This window comes from Xanthomonas sp. NCPPB 2922, assembly GCF_041520885.1.
GTDB classification, from domain to species: domain Bacteria; phylum Pseudomonadota; class Gammaproteobacteria; order Xanthomonadales; family Xanthomonadaceae; genus Xanthomonas; species Xanthomonas campestris.
The window spans coordinates 1-19,775 of record NZ_JBGOFY010000029.1 but is presented as its reverse complement, the minus strand read 5'-3'; the positions used below and the strand labels follow the sequence as shown (position 1 = coordinate 19,775).

Below are 19,775 nucleotides of genomic sequence, written 5' to 3'. Positions count from 1 at the left end.
AAGCAATAATTTTATCTAAAAGCAGTACTAGCTTATTTCCGAGCCAAGCGAGTCAGGCACTACTCAAGACGAACCAAGGAGGAAAAATGAAAAACCGAATTGCTCTTTTCTTATCCGCGCTCGCGTTCATCACACCCCTGTGTGCAAGTGCAACCAAGCAGAGCACCCAGGTTGAAGTGAACAGTGCACACGCAGCATCCATTCAAAGCGAGACGCAAAAGATTCGTAGCCGCGACTTCGCATTGGCACCTTTGAAGAATAAGCAAGACGTAAGGCGCTATCTTGCCCAAGAGCCCATCGGATCCCCACTATCAGTGCTGAATCGGAATTCTGCTCAGCGTTTTACCGAAAGCATCGAGTTCAACGAGCGGGGGGTTACGACGTTTTCTTACAAGGAATTGAGCGGACTCAGCATTCGCCAAGCTTATGCAATATTGTCATTGCTTGGCATCCAGGATGCGACAGCTTCCGTTCCCGGACTGCGTGTTGAAAGTGAGGTTGATCGTGCAATCCTATCGGCAAGCTCCTCATTGATTCAGCCTGCTGCTTCAAAGGACCCCGAAGTAGATTACGGCGACTATCGCTGCGCGGGTCGCGGAACTTGCCAAAAGTCCATCGACTTTATATGCACTGGAAATTGCTGATCTACCTGACGGTGCTTTGCTCAACCCTGGTGCAACTTTACGCAGGGGACGCATGCGCAAGCGACGATTCTTCGTCTGGAGTCCTGAAGTTACGTGCCGATATAATCGCAGCTGCCGAGAATCCTGACCAGGCGTCAGAGAGTAAAAGACTGGCCCATGCCATGCAGACATATGCGTTGGCAGGCATCCGCTTGCGGCTCAAGCAAGATGCCCAGAAGCTCTCGCCAACCGACGCACGAGCCCTCTTTGAAGCGGCAAATGCCGCTTCGTTTTATACAGACGATGCAGGTATTGCCAACGACCAAGTAAAACTTTTGAAGGTACTTGAGGGCAAGAGACTGATGCAGCCAAGTGATATCGTCAACACCTATGGTGCATTGGTGGCAGCACGGGACTTCAATGCAGCTCAGGCGTTCTTTCATCATTATTCTTACGCACTACCACGCCGACCACCCAAATTAATTCCGCTCAAAGGTCGCGAAGCAGGAATGGCATCGGAGTTGGTCGTGAATACGGATGGGGCAGTACTGAAGGAGTCGATGGCACGACTTGAACCAACGACAATTCTCGTCGTGGGCGATCCTCTGTGTGCTTACACACAACAGGCCGCTGATGACATCTCCAGAAGCTCGCCACTCAGGGAACTCATGCGGGACTATTCCAAGTGGATAGCACCACCCAGCAGACAACCTGACTTTTCTGTCTACGCGCAATGGAACGCACATCATCCCGACGCACATTTCTCACTTGTTTATCGACGGTCTGATTGGAGGATGATCAACCATTGGGAGACCCCGGCATTCTATTTTTTCAAGAATGGGAGAGTAGTACGACAGGTGACGGGATGGCCACGCGGGGGGCGTCAACAAGAGCTGTTGTCTGCCGCAAAGGCCATCGGGCTGCCTACCGACTAGAAGAATGCTCCGTTACACAACTGGAGTGCGCGTCGTTAGAAGCGATGATCATCAGCCCTCCGCTTACTTTCCGCTAGCGCCTGCCGGCACCGCCAGCACCGCATCCAGGGCCGGCTTGGGCTGGTGGTTGCGGTCGAACAGCAACGGGTAATTGGTGCGGCCGGGCACGGGGTAGTCGTTCTTCCAGGACATGCCATCGCTGACGCCCCAGACGCTGACGCGCGCCAGCTTGTCGCGCTTGCGCCAGAACAGCGCGAACAGTTCCGCATAGCGGTCACGTAGCTGCGTCTGCACCTGTGGCGGCAGGCCATCCGGGTACGGGTCGAGGAAGTGCTTGAATTCGGGTAACTGGAACTGCTTGCGCGCAAAACCCGTGCCGATCACCTGGCCTTCCTTGGTGACCGGCAGCACGTCGATGTCCAGCTCGGTGATCATGACCTTGACCCCGAGCGCAGCGTAGGCGTCGATGGCGGCTTCGATGTCCTGCACGCTGGGGTAGTTCAGGCCCCAATGCCCTTGCATGCCCACGCCGTCGATGCGGATGCCGGCCTGCTGCAGCATCCTGACCATGCGCACGATGCCGTCGCGCTTGGCCGGCCGCCAGGCGTTGAAGTCGTTGTAGTAGAGCTGTGCGTCGGGCGCATAGCGCTGCGCGAAGGCGAACGCATTGCGCACCACGGTATCGCCATCGCCGACGCGCTGCACCCAGTTGGTGGAGCGGTAGCTGCCGTCCTCGTCGAGGATCTCGTTGACCACGTCCCAGGCCTGCACCTTGCCCACGTAGCGGCCGGCCACGCGCGCGATGTGCGCGCGCATGCGTTCCAGTTGGACTTGCGACGTATTCGGTTTGCCGTTTGCATCGACAAAGAACCACTCCGGCGTCTGGTTATGCCAGACCAGCGTGTGGCCAACGATGAACATGCCACGCCGCTGCCCGTCGGCGACAAAGGCATCGGCCGCGGTGAAATCGAACACGCCCGGCTGCGGCGCCACCACCTCGGCCTTCATCACGTTCTCGGCGGTCACCGCGTTGAAGTGGCAGCCAACCAGCGCTGCGGAGGCCGCATCCTTGCCGGAGACGATGTCCGCATTGACCGCAGTGCCGATCAAAAAGCCGCCTGCATACGCGTCCTTGAGCGCCGTGGTGCCCGGTGTGCAGGCCGCCGAGGCGATGGGCGAAGCGGCTGTGCCGAGCAAGCCCAGCACCATTGCACATCGAAAGAAGAGTGGGCGAAACAGGCGCATGCAGTGGTTCCTGGAAGTGCTGCTGTCACAGCGGGTGCAGTTGCGCGCGCGTTGGGCGATGGACGCCTCTGTCATTGAGCGGGCGACCAATGGCAACACCACGCTCATTCTGCCCGCACCTGCACGCTGGCGGATTGCAGCGTGTCGGATTGCACATGCACGGTGATCGGCCCCTGCGCGCCTGGCTTGGCGCGCACGATCGCCAGGCACAGACCGTTGAAGACGTTGCGCTCGGGCAGGACGAAAGCCTCCAGGTTGGTCGGGTCACCGTTGTCGGTGGCGACCAGTTCGCCTGCGCCTTCCACGCGGAACCGCAGGCGGTCGCCTGCAGTCGGTGCAGGGCGCCCGTCGGCATCGAGCAGGCGCACGGTGATGAAACTCAGGTCCTTGCCATCGCCACGGATCCGGCTGCGGTCGGCGCTGAGCTGCATGCGCGTGGCGCGGCCGGCGGTCTGCACGCGGTCGCTGGCCCACGGCTTGCCATTTTTGTAAGCCTGCACGCGCAGCTCGCCTGGTTGGTACACCACCGCATCCCAGCGCAGCCGGTACTGCAACGGTGCCTTGCGCTTGCGGCCTTGCGAGACGCCGTTGACGAATAGCTCGGCCTCGTCGCCGGAGGTGAACACGTGCACCGGCGTCACCTGGCCCTCGCGCCCAGGCCAGCTCCAGTGCGGCAGCAGGTGCGCCATCGGCAGCTCCGGCCGCCAGCGCGCCTGATACAGCCAGTAGCGGTCCTTGGGGAAGCCAGCCAGATCCAGAATGCCGGAATAGGAACTGCGTGAGCTGTAGTACGGCGTGGGCTCGCCGAGATAGTCGAAGCCGGTCCACACAAACTCGCCGGCCACGAACGGATGCCGATCCAACGCGGCAAAGACCTTGTCGGCACTGGAGCCGAAATCCACCGCGTGCAGCTCATACGCGCTGACCTGGTGAGCCACGGAATCGCCGCCGCGGCCATCACGCACCGGCGCGCTGCTCTGCACACTCACCGGAAACAGGTATACGCCCCGACTGCTCAGTGCCGAGGCTGTCTCGCTGCTGAGGATGGCCTTGCGCGGAAATTTGGCATGGAACGCCGGGTACTGCGGCGGCTTGCGGATGCGTTCGGTGCCTTCGAACTCGGGCGTATCGCGAATGCCTTCGCCCTGGTAGTTGAGGCTGATCACATCCAGCGCCGCCGGCAGCGGCATCTCGGGCGAGGCGTAGTTCATCGCCGCCGTCGCCGGGCGCGTAGGGTCTTCGGCGTGCACGATGGCGTGCAGCCTGCGCGCGATCGCGGCGCCCGCTTCGCCGGTGTATTGCTCGCCCACTTCGTTGCCCACGCTCCACAAAATGATGGAGGGATGGTTGCGGTCGCGGCGCAGCATGGCGCGCAGATCCGGCTCGTGCCACTGCGGAAAGATCAGGTGGAAATCCAGCGGGGTCTTTTTCATCTCCCAGCTGTCGAACACCTCGTCCACCACCAGCAGGCCCATGCGGTCGGTGAGCTCCAGCAATTCCGGCGCGGGCGGGTTGTGGCTCATGCGGATGGCATTGGCGCCCATCTGTTGCAGTAACTGCAGCTGTCGCTCGGCGGCGCGCACATTGAACACGGCCCCCAGCGCGCCCAGATCGTGATGGTTGTTGACCCCGCGGATGGGCACGTGTTCGCCGTTGATGACTAAGCCCTTGTCCGGGTCGAAGACCACGCTGCGCACGCCGAACGGCGTTTCGACACGATCGACCACGCGGCCACCCTGGCTGACCTCGGTCACCGCGACATAGCGATGCGGTTGCTGTGTCGGTGGTGGGCCCCAACGCCGTGGCGCCTCGATCTGCGTACTGCCCTGCACGCGCGCACTGCCACCCGCCTCCACCTGTACCTGCACTGCGGCGATCTGCGCCACCGCCGGGCCACGGCGCAGGCCGCTGGCGTCATCCAGCGCGTACAGCGCGGTGCTCACCTGCGCCTGCACGGGGGCGGCACCGGCATTGTCCAGCTGCACCGCCAGCTGCACCTGCGCGCGCTCGGCCGACACCTGCGGCGTGCTCAGCTGCGTGCCCCACTGGGCAACGCGGAGCGGGCCGGTCTTGGTCAACCAGACATTGCGATACAGGCCACCGCCGGGATACCAACGCGCCGAATCAGGCGGGTTGTCCAGCCGGATCGCGAGCTGGTTGTGCCCGCCCGGCACCACATACGGTGTGAGATCCACGCGCCAGCTGGTGTAGCCATACGGCCAGCCGCCCACCAGCTTGCCGTTGAGCCAGACGGTGGCGTAGGACATCGCGCCATCGAGATCGAGAAACAGCGAGCGGCCGCGGTCGCTGGCCGGAATCTGCAGCGCCTTGCGATACCAGCCAACGCCCCAGCTCGGCAATCGCCCCATGCCGCCATGCGGGCCATCGGCCAGGAACGGCCCTGCAATTGCCCAATCGTGTGGCAGGTCCACGCGCTGCCATGCGCTGTCATCGAACGTGGGCTGCACGTAGGCCACCGCACTGCCCGGGTGCCCGGGCGGGCGCACATGCCGCTGCATGGGGTCGGCGATCAGGCTGTTGGCAGTTGGCAGGATCCACGGTTTGAGCACGTCGCGCGCGTCGGCGTCGATGTGTTGCGCCTGCTCGGGCCGCGCATCGGCCACCTTGCCGTCTTCGCTGCGAACCACCTCCGGGCGTACGTCGTACTCCAGCCGCACGGTATTGCCAGGCGGGTCGCCACGCTGGAAGCGCCAGTCGGCGTTGAGCGAGATCCGTTCGCGCGGCGCGTTGGTTGGCTCCGCCGCTGTGACCACACCTGCGGTAGTGCAGAGGCAGATCAGCGCCATGCATCCAGCGCGCAGGCTGCGCTGCAGCGGCTGCTGCGTAGTGCCTGGGCGCCCATCGCGTGCACGCCTGCAGAGGCGATACAGCACAACGCGTAGGCGCATGGCACCGGTCATCGCCACACCTACGCCGCACTCGCTCACGCGCTGTGCGGCCGTGGTTGCCTGCTGCTGCATAACGGCTGGTGTCATCCTCTCACTCCCCTCAGGTGCAGGCCGCCTGCAGTGCGCCAGTCCTCGCAGGGCGCACGCAGTGCGGTTGCCCGCTCTCACAATTTATAGGCCTGCTTGGGCAGGCGGTACGCCAGATCGCTCGCGACCTCCATGGCCTCGTCTTCGTCCAGCCGATGCTCGGCCACCAGCTTCGCAAGGAATGCACTGTCCACGCGCCGCGCCACATCGTGGCGTGCGGGAATGGACAGAAATGCGCGGGTGTCGTCGTTGAAGCCCACCGTGTTGTAGAAGCCGGCACTGGCCAGCGTCTGCTCGCGGAACCGCCACATGCCTTCCGGCGCATCGTGGAACCACCACGCCGGGCCCAGCAGCAGCGCCGGGTAATGCCCGGCCAGCGGCGCCAGTTCGCGGCTGTAGCTGGTTTCGTCCAGCGTGAACACGATCAGGCGAAAGCGCGGGTCGTTGCCGAACCGGTCCAGCAGCGGCTTGAGCGCATGCACGTAGTCGGTGCGCATCGGGATGTCGGCGCCCTTGTCGCGCCCGTACCGCTCAAACAACTGCCGATTGTGATTGCGGAAACAGCCCGGATGCAGCTGCATCACCAGACCGTCGTCTACGCTCATCGCCGCCATTTCGGTAAGCACCTGCGCGCGGAACAACTCTGCCTGCGCCGGCGTGGCCTGACCACGCACCACCGTGTCGAACAGGCGCTGTGCCTCGGCGGGCGAAAGGTCTGCGGTGGCCGCACTGGGATGGCCGTGATCGGTGGAGGTGGCACCGGCCGCAGCGAAGAACGCGCGGCGCTGCCGATGCGCACGCAGATAGCCGGGCCACTGCAGGACATCCTCGCCGGTCAGCGCGCCAAACTGCTGCAGCGCGCTGGCGAATTGCTCATGCTCTGGGTCCACCACCGCATCCGGGCGGTAGGCGGTGAGCACGCGCCCGCTCCAACCGCTGTCGCGAATGGTGGCGTGTTGCTCCAGCGTGTCCAACGGCGACTCGGTGGTGGCGATCACCTCGATGTTGAAGCGCTCGAACAGCGCGCGCGGCCGGAACGCCGGCGTCTGCAGCGCGGCGGTGATGTGGTCGTAGTAGTGGTCGGCGCTGCCGGCATCCAGGCGGATGCGCAGATCGAACACCTGATGGAAGACGTGGTTGAGCCACAACGCCGAGGGCGTGCCACGCAACAGCGCGAACTGGCTGGCGAACACGCGCCAGGCCTCACGCGGGTCCACCGGCGCACGCGATCCATCGGCATGCGGAATGCCGAGTTGATCCAGGTCGATGCCCTGGCTGTACAGCATGCGGAACACGTAGTGATCGGGCACCAGCAGCAGCTCGGTCGCGTTGGCGAACGGGGCATCTGTGGCAAACCAGGCCGGGTCGGTATGGCCGTGCGGGCTGATGATCGGCAACGCCGCGGTCTGCGTATACAGGCGGCGCGCGATGGCACGCGTGGCGGGGTCTGCCGGCAGCAGTCGGTCGTCGTGCAGGATCAAGGGTGTGGGCATGGGCTCAGGTCACCGGACAACAGGGGAAAACGGTACAGCCACGGCAGCGCATCACGGTGCGCGCACGCCAGGATGCTGGGCCACGTAGTCGCGCAACCAGGCCAGCGCCGGCCGCTCGCTGCCATCGGCGCGGATGAGATAAGCCGCTTCCTTGTCGCGCCACAAGCCGGGGCGATAGCCCCACAGCGTGATGCCGGCCACCGCCGGGTGCTCCCAGAACACCGGAAACACACGCTGGTAGCTGGCCACCTGCTGCGCATCGCTTGGGCCATCCAGATCGAATTCGGTGATGTAGATCGGCAGGCCGGTGCTGGCCAGCGTGTCGAGATTGGCGCAATGCACCGACATCGCCACGTTCGGTGTGGTTTCGAACGCGTGCTCCTGCACGCCGATCGCATCCACCAGCTGCTCGCGCTGCAGCAGCTGCACGATCTGCAGATAATGCTGCGTGGCCTGAGGGCTATTGGTGATGCTGTAGTCGTTGATCATCAACCGTGCGCGTGGAAACTGCTGGCGCGCCAGCCGGAACGATTGCAGCACCCACTCCCAGCCGCTGGCACCGTTGCCGCCGAGCGCCTGCAGATAATTGCCGCCACCGTTATCGTCCTTGCTGGGCGGGTCGTTCAGCGGCTCGTTGACCACTTCCAGCAGGTCGATATCCGGGTAGCGCTGCGCCACTGCGGCAAACCATTGCTCGATCTCGCGGCGCTGCTCGGCCGGCGGCAGGTGCTTGATCCATTCCGGCTGCTGGTTGCCCCACACCAGCACATGCATCTGGAACGGCATGCCGTTGGCCTTGGCGAAGTTGTAGGCGGTATCCAGGCCGCTCCAGTCCATCTGGTCGCGCACCGCCTCCACACTGCCCCACTTGCCGGCATTTTCCGGCGTGAGCTTGTTCCAGTACTGGGTAAACCCCGGCGCCTGCTGCGGGCCATAGGCACTGCCCAGGAACTTGGACGCGCCCGCCGCCAGCGGCGCGGCCTGCGCGGCTGGCACCAGGCCAGCGGTGAGCATCAACAACAGTGCGCATGCATGCGTGGACATGGTCGGCCCTCAGGGGTGCGTGGCGGGAGGTGCGGGTGCATCGGCGGGCAGCTGCGCCGGCTCCAGCCACGGCACCAGATGGTGCACGATGGCCAGCGCCAGCAGGTAGGCCGAGCCCGCCATCAGGAACACCGGCACGTAGCTGCCGGTGGCTTGCAGCAAGAACCCGATGAAGGTGGCGATCAACATGCCGCCCACCGCGCCGGCAAAGCCGCCGATGCCCACCACCGTGGCCACCGCATGGCGCGGAAACATGTCAGAGGGCAGCGTGAACAGGTTCGCCGACCAACCCTGATGCGCGGCCGTCGCCAGCCCGATCAAACCGACTGCCACCCAGAGATTGTCGGCACGCGCGGCAAACACGATGGGCACCACCGACAACGCGCAGATCAGCATCGCGGTCTTGCGCGCGCGGTTGACGCTCCAGCCCCGCGCAATGAAGCGCCCGGCTACCCATCCGCCGGCGATGCTGCCGATATCGGCCAGCACGAAGATCACAATCAACGGCGCGCCCAGTTGCAGCAGGCTCAGGCCGTATTCGGCGTGCAGGAATTTCGGCAGCCAGAACAAAAAGAACCACCAGATCGGGTCGGTGATGAACTTGCCCAGCACAAATGCCCAGGCCTGCCGGTGCCGCATCACCTGCAGCCACGACAACCGGCGCCGCACCGGCTCGTGCGCATCGCTGCGGATATGCGCAAGCTCGGCCGCCGTCAGCCCCGGCTGCTGCTCGGGTGGGTGGTAGCTGCACCACCACACCACCAGCCAGGTGGCACTGAGCACACCGGTGAACAAGAACGCGGCCTGCCAGCCCCAGGCGGTGGCGATCACCGGCACCAGCAAGGGCGCGACAATGGCGCCGATGTTGGAGCCGGAATTGAAGATGCCGGTGGCCAGCGCGCGCTCGCGGCGCGGGAACCATTCGGCCACGGTCTTGATCGCCGCCGGGAAATTGCCCGATTCGCCCAGCCCCAGGAAAAACCGCGCAATCGCAAAGCCCACCACGGTGGTGGCCAGCGCATGCCCCATCGCGGCCAGGCTCCAGATGCCGATGGCCAAGGCATAGCCTGCGCGCGTGCCGAAGCGGTCGATCACCGCGCCGCTGCATAGCAAGCCGAGGGCATACGCGGCCTGGAAGGCGGTGACGATGTAGCCGTACTGGATTTCGTTCCAGCCAATCTGCGTCTGCAAAAACGGCGCCAGCACGCCCAGCACCTGGCGGTCGACATAATTGATGGTGGTGGCCGCCAGCAACAGCGCGCATACACGCCAGCGCATCCGGCCCAGCCGCGCCAGCGGCCCGGTCGCTGCAGCGTTCACCGGCAACTCGCTCACAACGTGCACCGCGGCGGCAGCGCGCAACGGCAATCCGCCAATGCCCTGTACGCGTTGCCCCTGTGCGCAACGCGGCAACGCGGTGAACGTGGCGCGGTGGCCGTGTGTTCTTCGGTTCGATTCATCGACCACTGCACCTGCACGAGGGTGGCATTGCGCCACGGGTGATAGCGCTACCATTACCATGCGCATCGGCAGAATCCATTACGCAGTGCAGCACGCCAATGCGCACTGCGGTGATGCGACACCACGCACCTGCCTGCCATACAGCCGCCTCCGCTATGCCTGCCAATCTATGCTGCCCTGCAGCGTGATGTCTGCGATTTGGTAGCGCTAACATCCGGCGCCACCAGTCGCCTGTTGCTCCGCCGCTTCATCGCCGCCCCGCATCCGCCGGTGCCGGCACTCCCTGCGCAGGGGCGATGCGTGGGACATCTGCTCACCTGATAGGGAAGGGATTACGGTGAAGAACAGTTATGCACGTACCACGTTGTCCTGCGCATTGAGTACCGCCTTGCTGGGCATGGCCAGCACCTGCGCCTTTGCGCAATCCACCGATGCAGGCGCTGCGGCCACGACCGCACAGACGCCGCCCACCACCGTCGGCAGCGGCGATGCCGTCACCCAGCTCGATACCGTCACCGTCTCCGGTTACCGGCGTAGCATCCAGTTTTCCACCGATGCCAAGCGCGATTCGGTGGGCTTTGCCGACACCGTGTTTGCCGAAGACATCGGCAAGTTCCCGGACATGAATATCGCCGAGTCGCTCAACCGCATCCCCGGCGTGCAGCTCTCGCGCGACGTCAATGGCGAAGGCCTCAACATCGCCATCCGCGGCCTGGGCACCAGCTTCACCAAGACCACACTCAACGGCGCCAGCATCGCCACTGCCTCGATCGGCCTTAACGCGCAGAACCAGAACCGCGAGGTCGACCTCAACCTGTTCCCCACCGAGTTTTTCACCCAGCTCACCGTGAGCAAGACGCCCACCGCCAGCATGCTCGAGGGCGGCGTCTCCGGTGTGGTGGACATGCGCAGCGCGCGCCCGTTCGATCGCCCGGGCGTGCATTTCACCTACCAGGCGCAGGCAGACTGGAACAGCACCAGCGAAAAGACCACCCCGCGCGGCGCGGTGATGGGCAGCTGGACCAACGAGCAAGGCACCTTCGGCGCGCTGTTCGGCGTGGCCTCGGTGCGCAGCAAACTGGGCGTGGAGGGCTTTGAGAGCGTGGGCTGGACCAATCCCGGCCTCACCTACACCCAGTGCGGGCTCACCCCGCCCGCCGGCACGCCGGCCACCAATCAACCGGCCGCCTGCAACGTCAACGGCGGTGGCAACTGGCGCATTCCCGACCGCGTGCCGGCCACCGCCGGCAGCGGCCTCACCACGGGCGAAACCATCGACGCGGCATGGCTGCTGGCGCGCAACCCGGGCCTGAGCATCGACCAGATCAGCGACGCGTTGATTCCGCGCCTGGGCCGCAGCGTCTACATGAACGGCGATCGCGACCGCGATGCCTCGGTGATGTCGCTGGAATGGCGGCCTTCGGACAGCATGCATTTCTACCTGGACACGCTGTATTCCGAAGCCAAGCGCACCACCGAGCGGATCAGCATGAATCTGATCGGCCGCAACGGCAACATGATCCCGCTCGGCATGCAGCTGGATCAGAACAACGTGGTCACCAGCGCCACCTTCGCCAACGCGCAGTACTTCCTGGAAGCGCGCCCGTACCGCGAAGAGGTCAAATTCTGGAGCGTCAATCCCGGCGCCGAGCTGCTATTCGGCGAGAACCAGGACATCAAGCTCAATGTGCAGGCCAATGCCACGCGCAGCTGGCTGGCGCGCGAGTCGCCCAGCATCCTGGTCACCTCGCCGTTCACCACCGTGGACTACCGCAACGAAGGCGGCGACCGCCCGTCGATCAGCAGCCCGCTGGACCTCAACGACCCCAACCTGGGTTGGGGCTGGGCCGGTGGCCGCGTCAACATCCAGAACGAAAAGCGCGTCACCCAGACACGCGGCGCACGTGCCGACCTGCAGTTCGGCGAGGACAAGCGCAACATCAAGATCGGCACCTCCTACGACCAGGCCGAGCGCACCATCCGCGGCTTCGACAACAGCACCGCGTGGGAACAGGTGATCTGCCGTGGCGGCGGCGGCAACGTGTGCAATGGCGGGCCGGGTTCGGCGATCCCCAACGCGGCGTTGTCCGGCTATTTGCGGCCCGGCCCGGGCGGGTTCATCACCGCCGATTTCAACCGCTTCCTGGGCGACACCAATTACTACGCGTTGCGTGATTCCGCACCGGAAACCAACTCCGCCAACACCGGCGCCTCGGCCGGCGGCATCCGCGAAAAGAACCTGGGTTTCTACATCGAAACCAACGCCGAAACCGAAGTGTGGAACCGCACGCTGCGCCTGAATGCCGGCGTGCGCTACGTGACCACCGACCAGACCATCACCGGCCCGGTCACCATCAACGGCATCCGCCAGGTGCAGGTGCTGGATTCGGACTACAAGGAAACCCTGCCCTCGTTCAATGTGGCCTGGGATGTGGCCGACAACGTGGTCATGCGCCTGTCCAGCTCGCGCACGCTCACCCGTCCCGACCCCAGCGCGATGTTGCCCAACACCAACTTCAGCGACCCCTCCGCGCAGACCGCGACGCAAGGCAATCCCAACCTGGCACCGTACCTGTCCACCAACGTCGACTTCGGCGGCGAGTGGTACACCGGCGGCGAAGGCTATGTGGGCCTGACCCTGTTCAACAAGCGCATCAGCGGCTTCACCGTCAACGGCGTGCGTCGCATCCCGTTCAACGACCTGGGCGTGCCGTACGAGAGCCTGCTGCCGATCCAGCAGGCCGGCCTGGACCAGCGTGGCGGCCCGAATGCAGCCACCGTGGACGTGCAGACCCAGGTCAACGCCGATGGCGTGCTGAACATCCGCGGCACCGAAGCGATCTGGGTGCAGCCGCTGGACAAGCTGGTCGACGGCCTGGGCTTCAGCGTGAACTACACCCACGTCACCCAGTCCTCCGAAGGCGAAGGCGTGCCCGCGGTGGCTGTGGGCGTGGCGCCAAACCTGTGGAACGGCACCGTGTACTGGGAAAAGAACGCCGCCTCGGTGCGCCTGTCCTACACCTGGAACGACGACATGGTGATCTCCGGCGCCAACCAGAACGGCATCCCGTATGCACGCCTCAACGCCGACGCACGCGGCCAGCTGGATCTGTCGGCGAGCTACGCGCTGGATTGGCTGCCCTCCAAGCCGCAGATCACGCTCAACGTGACCAACCTCACCGACGAACCGCTGCGCACCACCTACGCCTGGCCCAACGCCACCTATGACCTGTACCAGCCGGGGCGCACGGTGATGCTCGGCATCCGCGGTACCTTCTGAGTGTTGCCGTCACCGGTCGCGGGTCCTCCCAACCGCGACCGGTGGCGCACTGCGCGCCGCGGCGTTTCCGCAGCACTCCTCGAGCCTGCCCCACCTCATGAATGATCGGTCACAGCAGCTGTCCTTGCGCGAAAAGATCGGCTACAGCCTCGGCGACCTGGCGGCCAATCTGATCTTCCAGACCCTGGTCACCTTTCTCGCGTTTTTCTACACCGATGTCTTCCGCATTCCCGCAAGCGCGGCCGCCACGCTGATCTTCGTGGTCGGCCTGCTGGGCGCATTTGTGTTCACGCCCATCATCGGCATCCTGGCCGATCGCACGCGCACCCGCTGGGGTAAGTTCCGCCCGTGGATCCTGTGGACGGCGCTGCCGTTCGGCGCGCTCTCGTTGGCCGCCTTCAACACCCCGGCACTGGGCGAACACGGCAAGCTCATCTACGCCTTCGCCACCTACACGCTGTTGATGCTGGTGTACGTGGCCAACAACCTGCCGTATTCGGCGTTGAGTGGCGTGCTCACCGGCAGCATGGAGCAACGCAATAGTTTGTCGGCGTATCGCTTTCTGGCAGTGACCTTCGCGCAGTTCATCATCCAGGTGCTGTTGCTGCCGCTGGTGCTGGTCCTGGGCAATGGCGACAAGGCGCAAGGCTTTCGCAACACCATGGCGTTGTTCGCTGCGATCGGCACGCTGTGCTTTTTGATTACCTTTTTCACCACGCGCGAGCGCGTGCTGCCGATCACCGAGCAGCGCACCAGCGTGCGCCAGGACCTCACCGACCTGGTACGCAACAAGCCGTGGCTGGTGATGCTGGCGCTGACCATCCTGGTGTTCATCAATCTCGCCATGAAAGGCGGCATGTACATCTACTACTTCAAGTACTACCTGGACGCCGGCGCCTTGGCGCAGTTCCTGGATAACGCCGGCTTCAACCGCTTCATCGGCGCCATCAACAGCGTGCTCACCGGTGCCGGCATGAGCGCACTGCAGTGGCCGCAGGATGCGCCGACCTCGGCCTTCAGCGTGTTCAGTGCCGGCGGCATCCTGGCGATGATCGTGGGAATTGGTTTTTCCAAGCGCCTGGCGGACCGCAACGGCAAGCGCAATGTGTTCGGTGGCGCGCTGCTGATGTCCACCCTGTTCCTGCTGGCGTTCTACGTTTACTCGCCCACGGCGATCGGCTGGGTGTTCGCCTCCTACGTGCTGCACGGCTTTTTCTACGGCATCACCATCCCGCTGCTATGGGCGATGATCGCCGACGTGGCCGACTACTCGGAATGGAAGAACCACCGGCGTGCCACCGCCATCATCTTCTCGGCCATGTTGTGCGGCCTGAAGATCGGGCTGAGCGTGGGCGGCGCCCTGGTCGCCGGCATCCTGGCGTTCTACGGCTATGACGCGGCAATCCCGCAACAGAGCGCCGCGGTCACCGGCGGCATCCGCCTGGCCATCAGCGTGTATGCGTCCATTCCGTTCCTGCTCGGCACCGCGCTGCTGGCGCTGTACGAGATCGACAAGGCGCTGGAAACCCGTATCGAACACGAGCTTGGCACGCGCCGCCAGGCCGCGCCGCTGGCCGCCGGCTGACACCCCTCCCCTCCCTCTCATGCACAGGTACGCGCATGTCCAATGAACTGGAAGCCGCCGCACTGCAGGCCCTGGCGCGCACCGCCATTTCCGCACCGCTGGTCAGCCACGTCTACACCGCCGACCCGTCCGCGCACGTGTTCGACGGCGCGCTGTACATCTATCCCTCGCACGATATCGATGCTGGTGTCGCCTTCAGCGACGATGGCTCGCACTTCGACATGGCCGACTACCACGTGTTCCGCATGGCGCATCCTGATGCGGCAGTGGAAGACCTGGGCCAGGTGCTGCACGTGCGCGATGTGCCGTGGGCACAGCGCCAGATGTGGGCGCCGGATGCCGCGCAACGCGATGGCAAGACCTACCTGTATTTCCCGGCAAAACGTGCCGACGGCATCTTTCAGATTGGCGTGGCGGTCGGCGATGGACCACAAGGCCCGTTCGTGGCCGAACCCGAGCCCATCGCCGGCACCTACTCGATCGACCCAGCCGTGTTCGCTGACGACGACGGCGCGCATTACCTGTATTTCGGCGGCATCTGGGGCGGCCAGCTGCAGCACTACCGCGACAATGTCTACGCGCAGACCCATCAGGAACCGGCCGACGATGCGCCCGCACTCGGCCCGCGCGTCGCACGCCTGCGCGAGGACATGACGCAACTGGCAGAACCCACCCGCGAGATCGTCATCTTCGACGAACACGGCGCCCCGCTACGCGCCGGCGATCACGCCCGCCGTTTCTTCGAAGGCCCCTGGGTCCACCACCACGCCGGCCGCTACTACCTGTCGTATTCCACCGGCGACACCCACCTGATCTGCTACGCCACCAGCGACTCCCCGTACGGCCCGTTCGTCTACCAGGGCGTGCTGCTCGACCCGGTGGTCGGCTGGACCACGCACCACTCCATCTGCGCGTTCGAAGGCCAGTGGTATCTGTTCTATCACGACGCTGTGTTGTCGGGCGGCCAGACGCATCTGCGCAGCATCAAGATGACGCCGCTGGAGCACACTGCAGATGGGAAGATCGCGCGCATTTATCCGTATGGAGAAACGGCCGTGTCGCCTTGGTGACATGCTGGTGGAGTGTTGCTGGTTGGGATGTCCAGGAACCGGTCATTTGCTTGCTCGTGACATACACGGGCACTGCTCGCTTGGGTGAACCTGCGCATCGCTTGAACGTCTGTGTGGCGACTGGCTCTTGATCGGGCAGGCACGAACTTGAGGTTCACTATATTGCTGACTCACACGCAATCTCGATGCGCGCTAGCGTTCTCAACGCAGCGCTGAGCAACCTGCACGGTAGCGCCCAGTCAACACGCTAGAGCTCGTCGCATCTCGGTAAGCGATGCCCTGCACAAGGTGCATCCAGACGCATCGTTGCTACGTAGGCCTAGGAACGTATTTCTCTTGGGTGAGGTTGCCATGCGGCAGGGTTCGATGCTGTTCTTACTGACACTCGCAGTCTGCGGGAGTGCAAGCGGCAGCGAGCCGCGTCCCGCATTGCCCCGCGCAGACAGCGTTGACGTGCCGCGCTTCATGGGCGACTGGTACGTCATCGCGCATATTCCCACCCGGCCCGAGCGCAAGGCCTACGATGCCGTGGAGCGCTATGCGCTGCGGCCGGACGGCCGCATCCAGACCACCTTCACCTACCGCAAGGGCAGCTTCCAGGCGCCGCTCAAGTCCATGCATCCGATCGGCCAGGTGGCGAAGGAAGGCAATGGTGCGCTGTGGAGCATGCAGTTCTTCTGGCCGTTCAAGGCCGAATACGTGATCGCCTGGCGGGATGCGGCCTACGCGCAGACCATCGTGGCGCGCAGCAAGCGCGATTACGTCTGGTACATGGCGCGTACCCCGCAGGTGTCCGATGCCGACTATCAGCAGGCTGTCCAACGTATCGCCGCCATGGGCTATGACGTGTCAAAGCTGCGCCGAGTACCGCAGTCACAGCGGTAAGAGTGCAACCAGCTTAGCGATGCAGTGACTGCATCGCCGGCTCTCGCACGCGGGCTGCGTCAAGCGTCCTTGTCATCCACGGAAAACTCCCAGCCGTCATTCAAGCCACCCAGGGGCTTGGCCTCCACGGCCAGCTCCTCCTCGAATGCCGAAATCGCCTTGTGCGACGGCACCATGGTCGGATACACCGTCACATCCATCGGAAACGCGGTGTTTTCCGGATAGTGGCAGCAACGCACCTTTTGCTCGAAGCGCAGCAGCGTCACGGAAAATTCCAATGCCGATTCTTTCGTCGGGAACACCACGGAAAACGCAATCTCCCGAGGCTTGGAAAGATCCACCCCTTGCTGGGCGATGTGCCAGAGGGTGTCGCCGTTATCGTCGTTGGGATACAGGTCCGGATGTCGTTGCATGTGAGCTTCGGTCTTTGGCGGCCGGTTGGCAGAGGAAGAATTCTAGCGCCTGGCTTGTGAAGCCTGTCATTAACTGCGGCCTGAAATCGAATCGTGTGATAATTCTTTTCGAGCCCACGATTCTTTTTAGAATTACGTCATTTCCGCTTTGTCAGCTAGCGTATTCGATCCCCCAATTATACCTCCGATCTGAAATTTCTGTATATTAATAAATATATCTTTGCGACACGACATTGATAATCCAAAGAGCACGAGGATTCCGGGCCTGCATCTTGACTCCTCCATGCATCGGTAGCACACTCCTTCACGGAGCGTAGCAACTCCACAAACAGCGGCGCCCACCCCCGTAAAGCGGTGGTTTTTTGTGCCTGATGTTCGGGCACATGCTCGGCGTCTTCACGTCGGGAGGGCGGCGAATACAACACCCGCAAGGGAAATAAGCCCGCCGTCTGTTTGCGGTTGCTAACCTCCCGGCATCCCGCCGCATCGTGCGGCGGGAGCCTGTTCCGGAGGAGTGAGCATGGAGCAGTCTCTGTTCGGGTATTACCTGCTGCCGGAAGACGCGCAGCTTCGGTTGGTGCAAACGCGCGATCATCTACGCTTCCTCTCAGTGTTGGCACGTCCTCGTTGCATGCCGACCTCAGGCATCAACGAGACTCCCGTACCGATCGATGCTTTGGCGTTTTGCTTCGATCTGTTAGCTGAGCAATTGGATGATGTGCTGATGCAGACCAAGGTGCCTGACGAAATGACAGAGCGACGTGCTTCGTCATAGCATGCACATGACTTGAATCAACATGGGCAATCGCTTTGGTCCCGATCTCGGCTACCTATTGTTGCTTTTACGAGCTATAAGAAATCTGACAGAGAAAAGTGCCAAGCCACTGAACATCGTCTTTCAAGGGAATTTTTCAGCGATGCACTTGGCAAATGAAGGGAGCATGCGGAATGAAATTTAAAGCAAATCTAGTGGTAGTCGTAGTGCTCATCTGCTTGGCAACTTCTTGTGCAACTGCCAAACCGACGGCTGAAGAACCTCGAGGAACAAAGATGACAACACACACTGAGCTGACACCCCAAGTCCTGATGGATCGCTTCTTATCCTTGATAAGAGATGTCGAAAATTTCGACGAGCTGTCGCCATTGGTTCTTGAAAGGTATCTAGAAGTTCCCTTCACCAGGAATGCAGGTGAAAACTCTGGGTTCTATGTGCTCGATCAATCCTCTCCTTATTCAAAATATGCCACCACTTACAACTTCGACGAGAAATTTTCGGAGTATTCGAATGTCACTCTGGAACTTTTACCGCCGAGCAGCATTCCTCCTTCAACCGTTCCTCCTTGCGAGCTAGTCTTTGAGAAATACGACAAGGCCTTGAAAGACGCTGGATTCAAAACTGAAATAGGATATTGGTCTTACAATGAGTTTGGGCGGGTCCTGTCTTTTCAATACTTACGTAAGAATATACGTGCCCAGATCAATCCATGGCACCCTGTCTCCGTAGACCCCCAAAGAAAATCAAGAGAAAACTGTGTCAAGTCGATAAGTCTGCACAAGTTTGAGGAGTAACGATAATGGCAAACGCCAACACTCAATTGCAGTCCATATTGGCGCAGTTCGCGGGTCGGTCAGATGTCACCCCCGATCAAGAAGCGCAGTTACGCTCTACGATTGCGTCCGATCCGGACCTTACACAGAGACTCAATCAAGAAGCAGCCAGCGGCCATCTGAAAGGATTCTTACCAGGCGTTGGCGGCTCCGAACCGCTGACGGGCTCCTACGACAAGGCATCCGGAATCGTCACCCTCCCGGCGCTTGATCCAGGATCCACACCGACGGCGAGCTTGCGCGGTTCGCTCCGGCTGCAAGAGATGGGTATGCGTTTCGCAAATAGTTCGTACATAGATGCAAACCAACAAAGCCAGCCTGTAACGCAAGATATGGTCACCAACCTGCAGGCGACAATCAACAGTTCGCCGACGCTGGCGAACGAGATGAAGCGAGCTGTTACGACCATTGACAGTAGCGACCCCCAAAAACGCATGCTGCTGGAAAATTTCGCTCCTCTCAGCGGCACGATTGCAGGTGGGACGTTCAACCCTACCAGCAAAACCATGAGCATTCCACCAGCTACGGTCGGGCAAACCCAGAGTCAATTCAATAAATTCAACGCTACTGATCTAACATTTGTTCTTGGTCATGAGACGCAGCATGCCTTCAATCAAGTAAGCATGACCAACTCATACAAACAATTTGATTCCGCGGTGAAAGCGATTGCAAAAGACAATAATCCGGTCAACGATTACACGCTCCCCGTGGAGAATCTAGTTAAAAATGCGCGCGACGATGAGGCCAAGGCTCAGATTTCAGGTTGGAACGCATTGATTGATCGGGAGCGACAAATCAACCCAGCCGTCGATTTGAATCCAATGAGACGGCTTGGAAACGGCCGTTTGGATGACTTTGTTGAGGCCAATCCGAACAACAGGACGCAGACACAAGCGCGGCAAGGGATTACGTTCAATCAGGACGGCTCAATGCCCATGACGCCTCAGAATGTGTCTGCACAAGCGACCTACTACTTCGACAAACAACCCAAAGGCACGCCAGGACTTCCGCAAAATCAGACGACAGGCATTGGATTCCACGGCGACTCGGACTACCCCAACTACTATGGAGCCGGCGCTGTCAGCCGTGCGATTGCATTCGACAGGGCCTATGCGCATCCAGTGGGTGGGGTCGCCC

General features: G+C 62.4%; 15 protein-coding genes. 9 read left to right on the top strand and 6 right to left on the bottom strand.

From position 1 onward, the window contains the following. Window positions 1–86 precede the first annotated feature (86 nt). Together ACD584_RS20200 and ACD584_RS20195 are read left to right on the top strand one after the other, a co-directional pair. Window positions 87–644: a hypothetical protein gene (locus tag ACD584_RS20200; protein ID WP_139328347.1), complete on the top strand. Its 558-nt coding sequence runs from the start codon at window positions 87–89 to the stop codon at window positions 642–644. Next, window positions 626–1,558 (top strand): hypothetical protein, encoded by a 933-nt coding sequence (locus tag ACD584_RS20195; protein WP_228437982.1) that lies wholly within the window; start codon window positions 626–628, stop codon window positions 1,556–1,558. The genes ACD584_RS20200 and ACD584_RS20195 overlap by 19 nt, the downstream gene beginning before the upstream one ends. Window positions 1,559–1,621: 63 nt before the next feature. On the opposite strand, the gene ACD584_RS20190 is transcribed toward ACD584_RS20195, so the two are convergent. The 5 genes from ACD584_RS20190 to ACD584_RS20170 form a co-directional block, all read right to left on the bottom strand. Then, entirely contained in the window at window positions 1,622–2,803 is a 1,182-nt protein-coding gene (locus ACD584_RS20190; protein ID WP_175611490.1) for an endo-1,4-beta-xylanase, read from the bottom strand. Between the two features lie 104 nt (window positions 2,804–2,907). Next, on the bottom strand, window positions 2,908–5,799 hold the full coding sequence (gene galB / locus ACD584_RS20185; RefSeq protein WP_303046061.1) for a beta-galactosidase GalB: 2,892 nt from the start codon (window positions 5,797–5,799) through the stop codon (window positions 2,908–2,910). Window positions 5,800–5,876: 77 nt separating this feature from the next. Further along, on the bottom strand, window positions 5,877–7,292 hold the full coding sequence (gene uxaC / locus ACD584_RS20180) for a glucuronate isomerase (protein WP_076035878.1): 1,416 nt from the start codon (window positions 7,290–7,292) through the stop codon (window positions 5,877–5,879). A 51-nt stretch (window positions 7,293–7,343) separates the two neighbouring features. Further along, the gene (locus ACD584_RS20175; protein ID WP_076035877.1) at window positions 7,344–8,336 is read right to left on the bottom strand and encodes an endo-1,4-beta-xylanase; all 993 of its coding nucleotides are present in this window, start codon (window positions 8,334–8,336) and stop codon (window positions 7,344–7,346) included. Window positions 8,337–8,345: 9 nt separating this feature from the next. Continuing rightward, window positions 8,346–9,851, bottom strand: coding sequence for an MFS transporter (locus ACD584_RS20170; RefSeq protein WP_076035876.1), 1,506 nt, complete (start codon window positions 9,849–9,851; stop codon window positions 8,346–8,348). A gap of 283 nt (window positions 9,852–10,134) precedes the next feature. On the opposite strand from ACD584_RS20170, the gene ACD584_RS20165 reads away from it, so the two are divergent. The 4 genes from ACD584_RS20165 to ACD584_RS20150 all read left to right on the top strand — a co-directional run bounded on the left by ACD584_RS20165 (window position 10,135) and on the right by ACD584_RS20150 (window position 16,617). Continuing rightward, window positions 10,135–13,077, top strand: coding sequence for a TonB-dependent receptor (locus tag ACD584_RS20165; RefSeq protein WP_175611489.1), 2,943 nt, complete (start codon window positions 10,135–10,137; stop codon window positions 13,075–13,077). A gap of 97 nt (window positions 13,078–13,174) precedes the next feature. Beyond that, complete coding sequence (locus ACD584_RS20160; RefSeq protein WP_076035875.1) at window positions 13,175–14,662, top strand: MFS transporter; 1,488 nt, start codon at window positions 13,175–13,177, stop codon at window positions 14,660–14,662. A 35-nt stretch (window positions 14,663–14,697) separates the two neighbouring features. Further along, the gene (locus ACD584_RS20155; RefSeq protein ID WP_076035874.1) at window positions 14,698–15,732 is read left to right on the top strand and encodes a glycoside hydrolase family 43 protein; all 1,035 of its coding nucleotides are present in this window, start codon (window positions 14,698–14,700) and stop codon (window positions 15,730–15,732) included. Between the two features lie 351 nt (window positions 15,733–16,083). Beyond that, window positions 16,084–16,617, top strand: coding sequence for a lipocalin family protein (locus tag ACD584_RS20150; RefSeq protein WP_040942112.1), 534 nt, complete (start codon window positions 16,084–16,086; stop codon window positions 16,615–16,617). 59 nt (window positions 16,618–16,676) lie between these two features. Here ACD584_RS20150 and ACD584_RS20145 read toward each other — a convergent pair whose 3' ends face one another. Further along, window positions 16,677–17,030, bottom strand: coding sequence for a ribonuclease E inhibitor RraB (locus ACD584_RS20145; RefSeq protein WP_040942113.1), 354 nt, complete (start codon window positions 17,028–17,030; stop codon window positions 16,677–16,679). A gap of 520 nt (window positions 17,031–17,550) precedes the next feature. Between ACD584_RS20145 and ACD584_RS20140 the strand changes: the two genes are divergently transcribed. From ACD584_RS20140 to ACD584_RS20130, 3 genes are all read left to right on the top strand, one after another. After that, a complete protein-coding gene (locus ACD584_RS20140) occupies window positions 17,551–17,805 on the top strand; it encodes an XAC0095 family protein (RefSeq protein ID WP_040942114.1) in 255 nt (84 codons plus the stop codon). 173 nt (window positions 17,806–17,978) lie between these two features. Continuing rightward, window positions 17,979–18,599, top strand: coding sequence for a hypothetical protein (locus tag ACD584_RS20135; RefSeq protein WP_223647229.1), 621 nt, complete (start codon window positions 17,979–17,981; stop codon window positions 18,597–18,599). A gap of 5 nt (window positions 18,600–18,604) precedes the next feature. After that, window positions 18,605–19,775, top strand: a 1,171-nt coding sequence (locus ACD584_RS20130) for a hypothetical protein (protein ID WP_372357326.1), incomplete at its 3' end; no start/stop codon positions are given.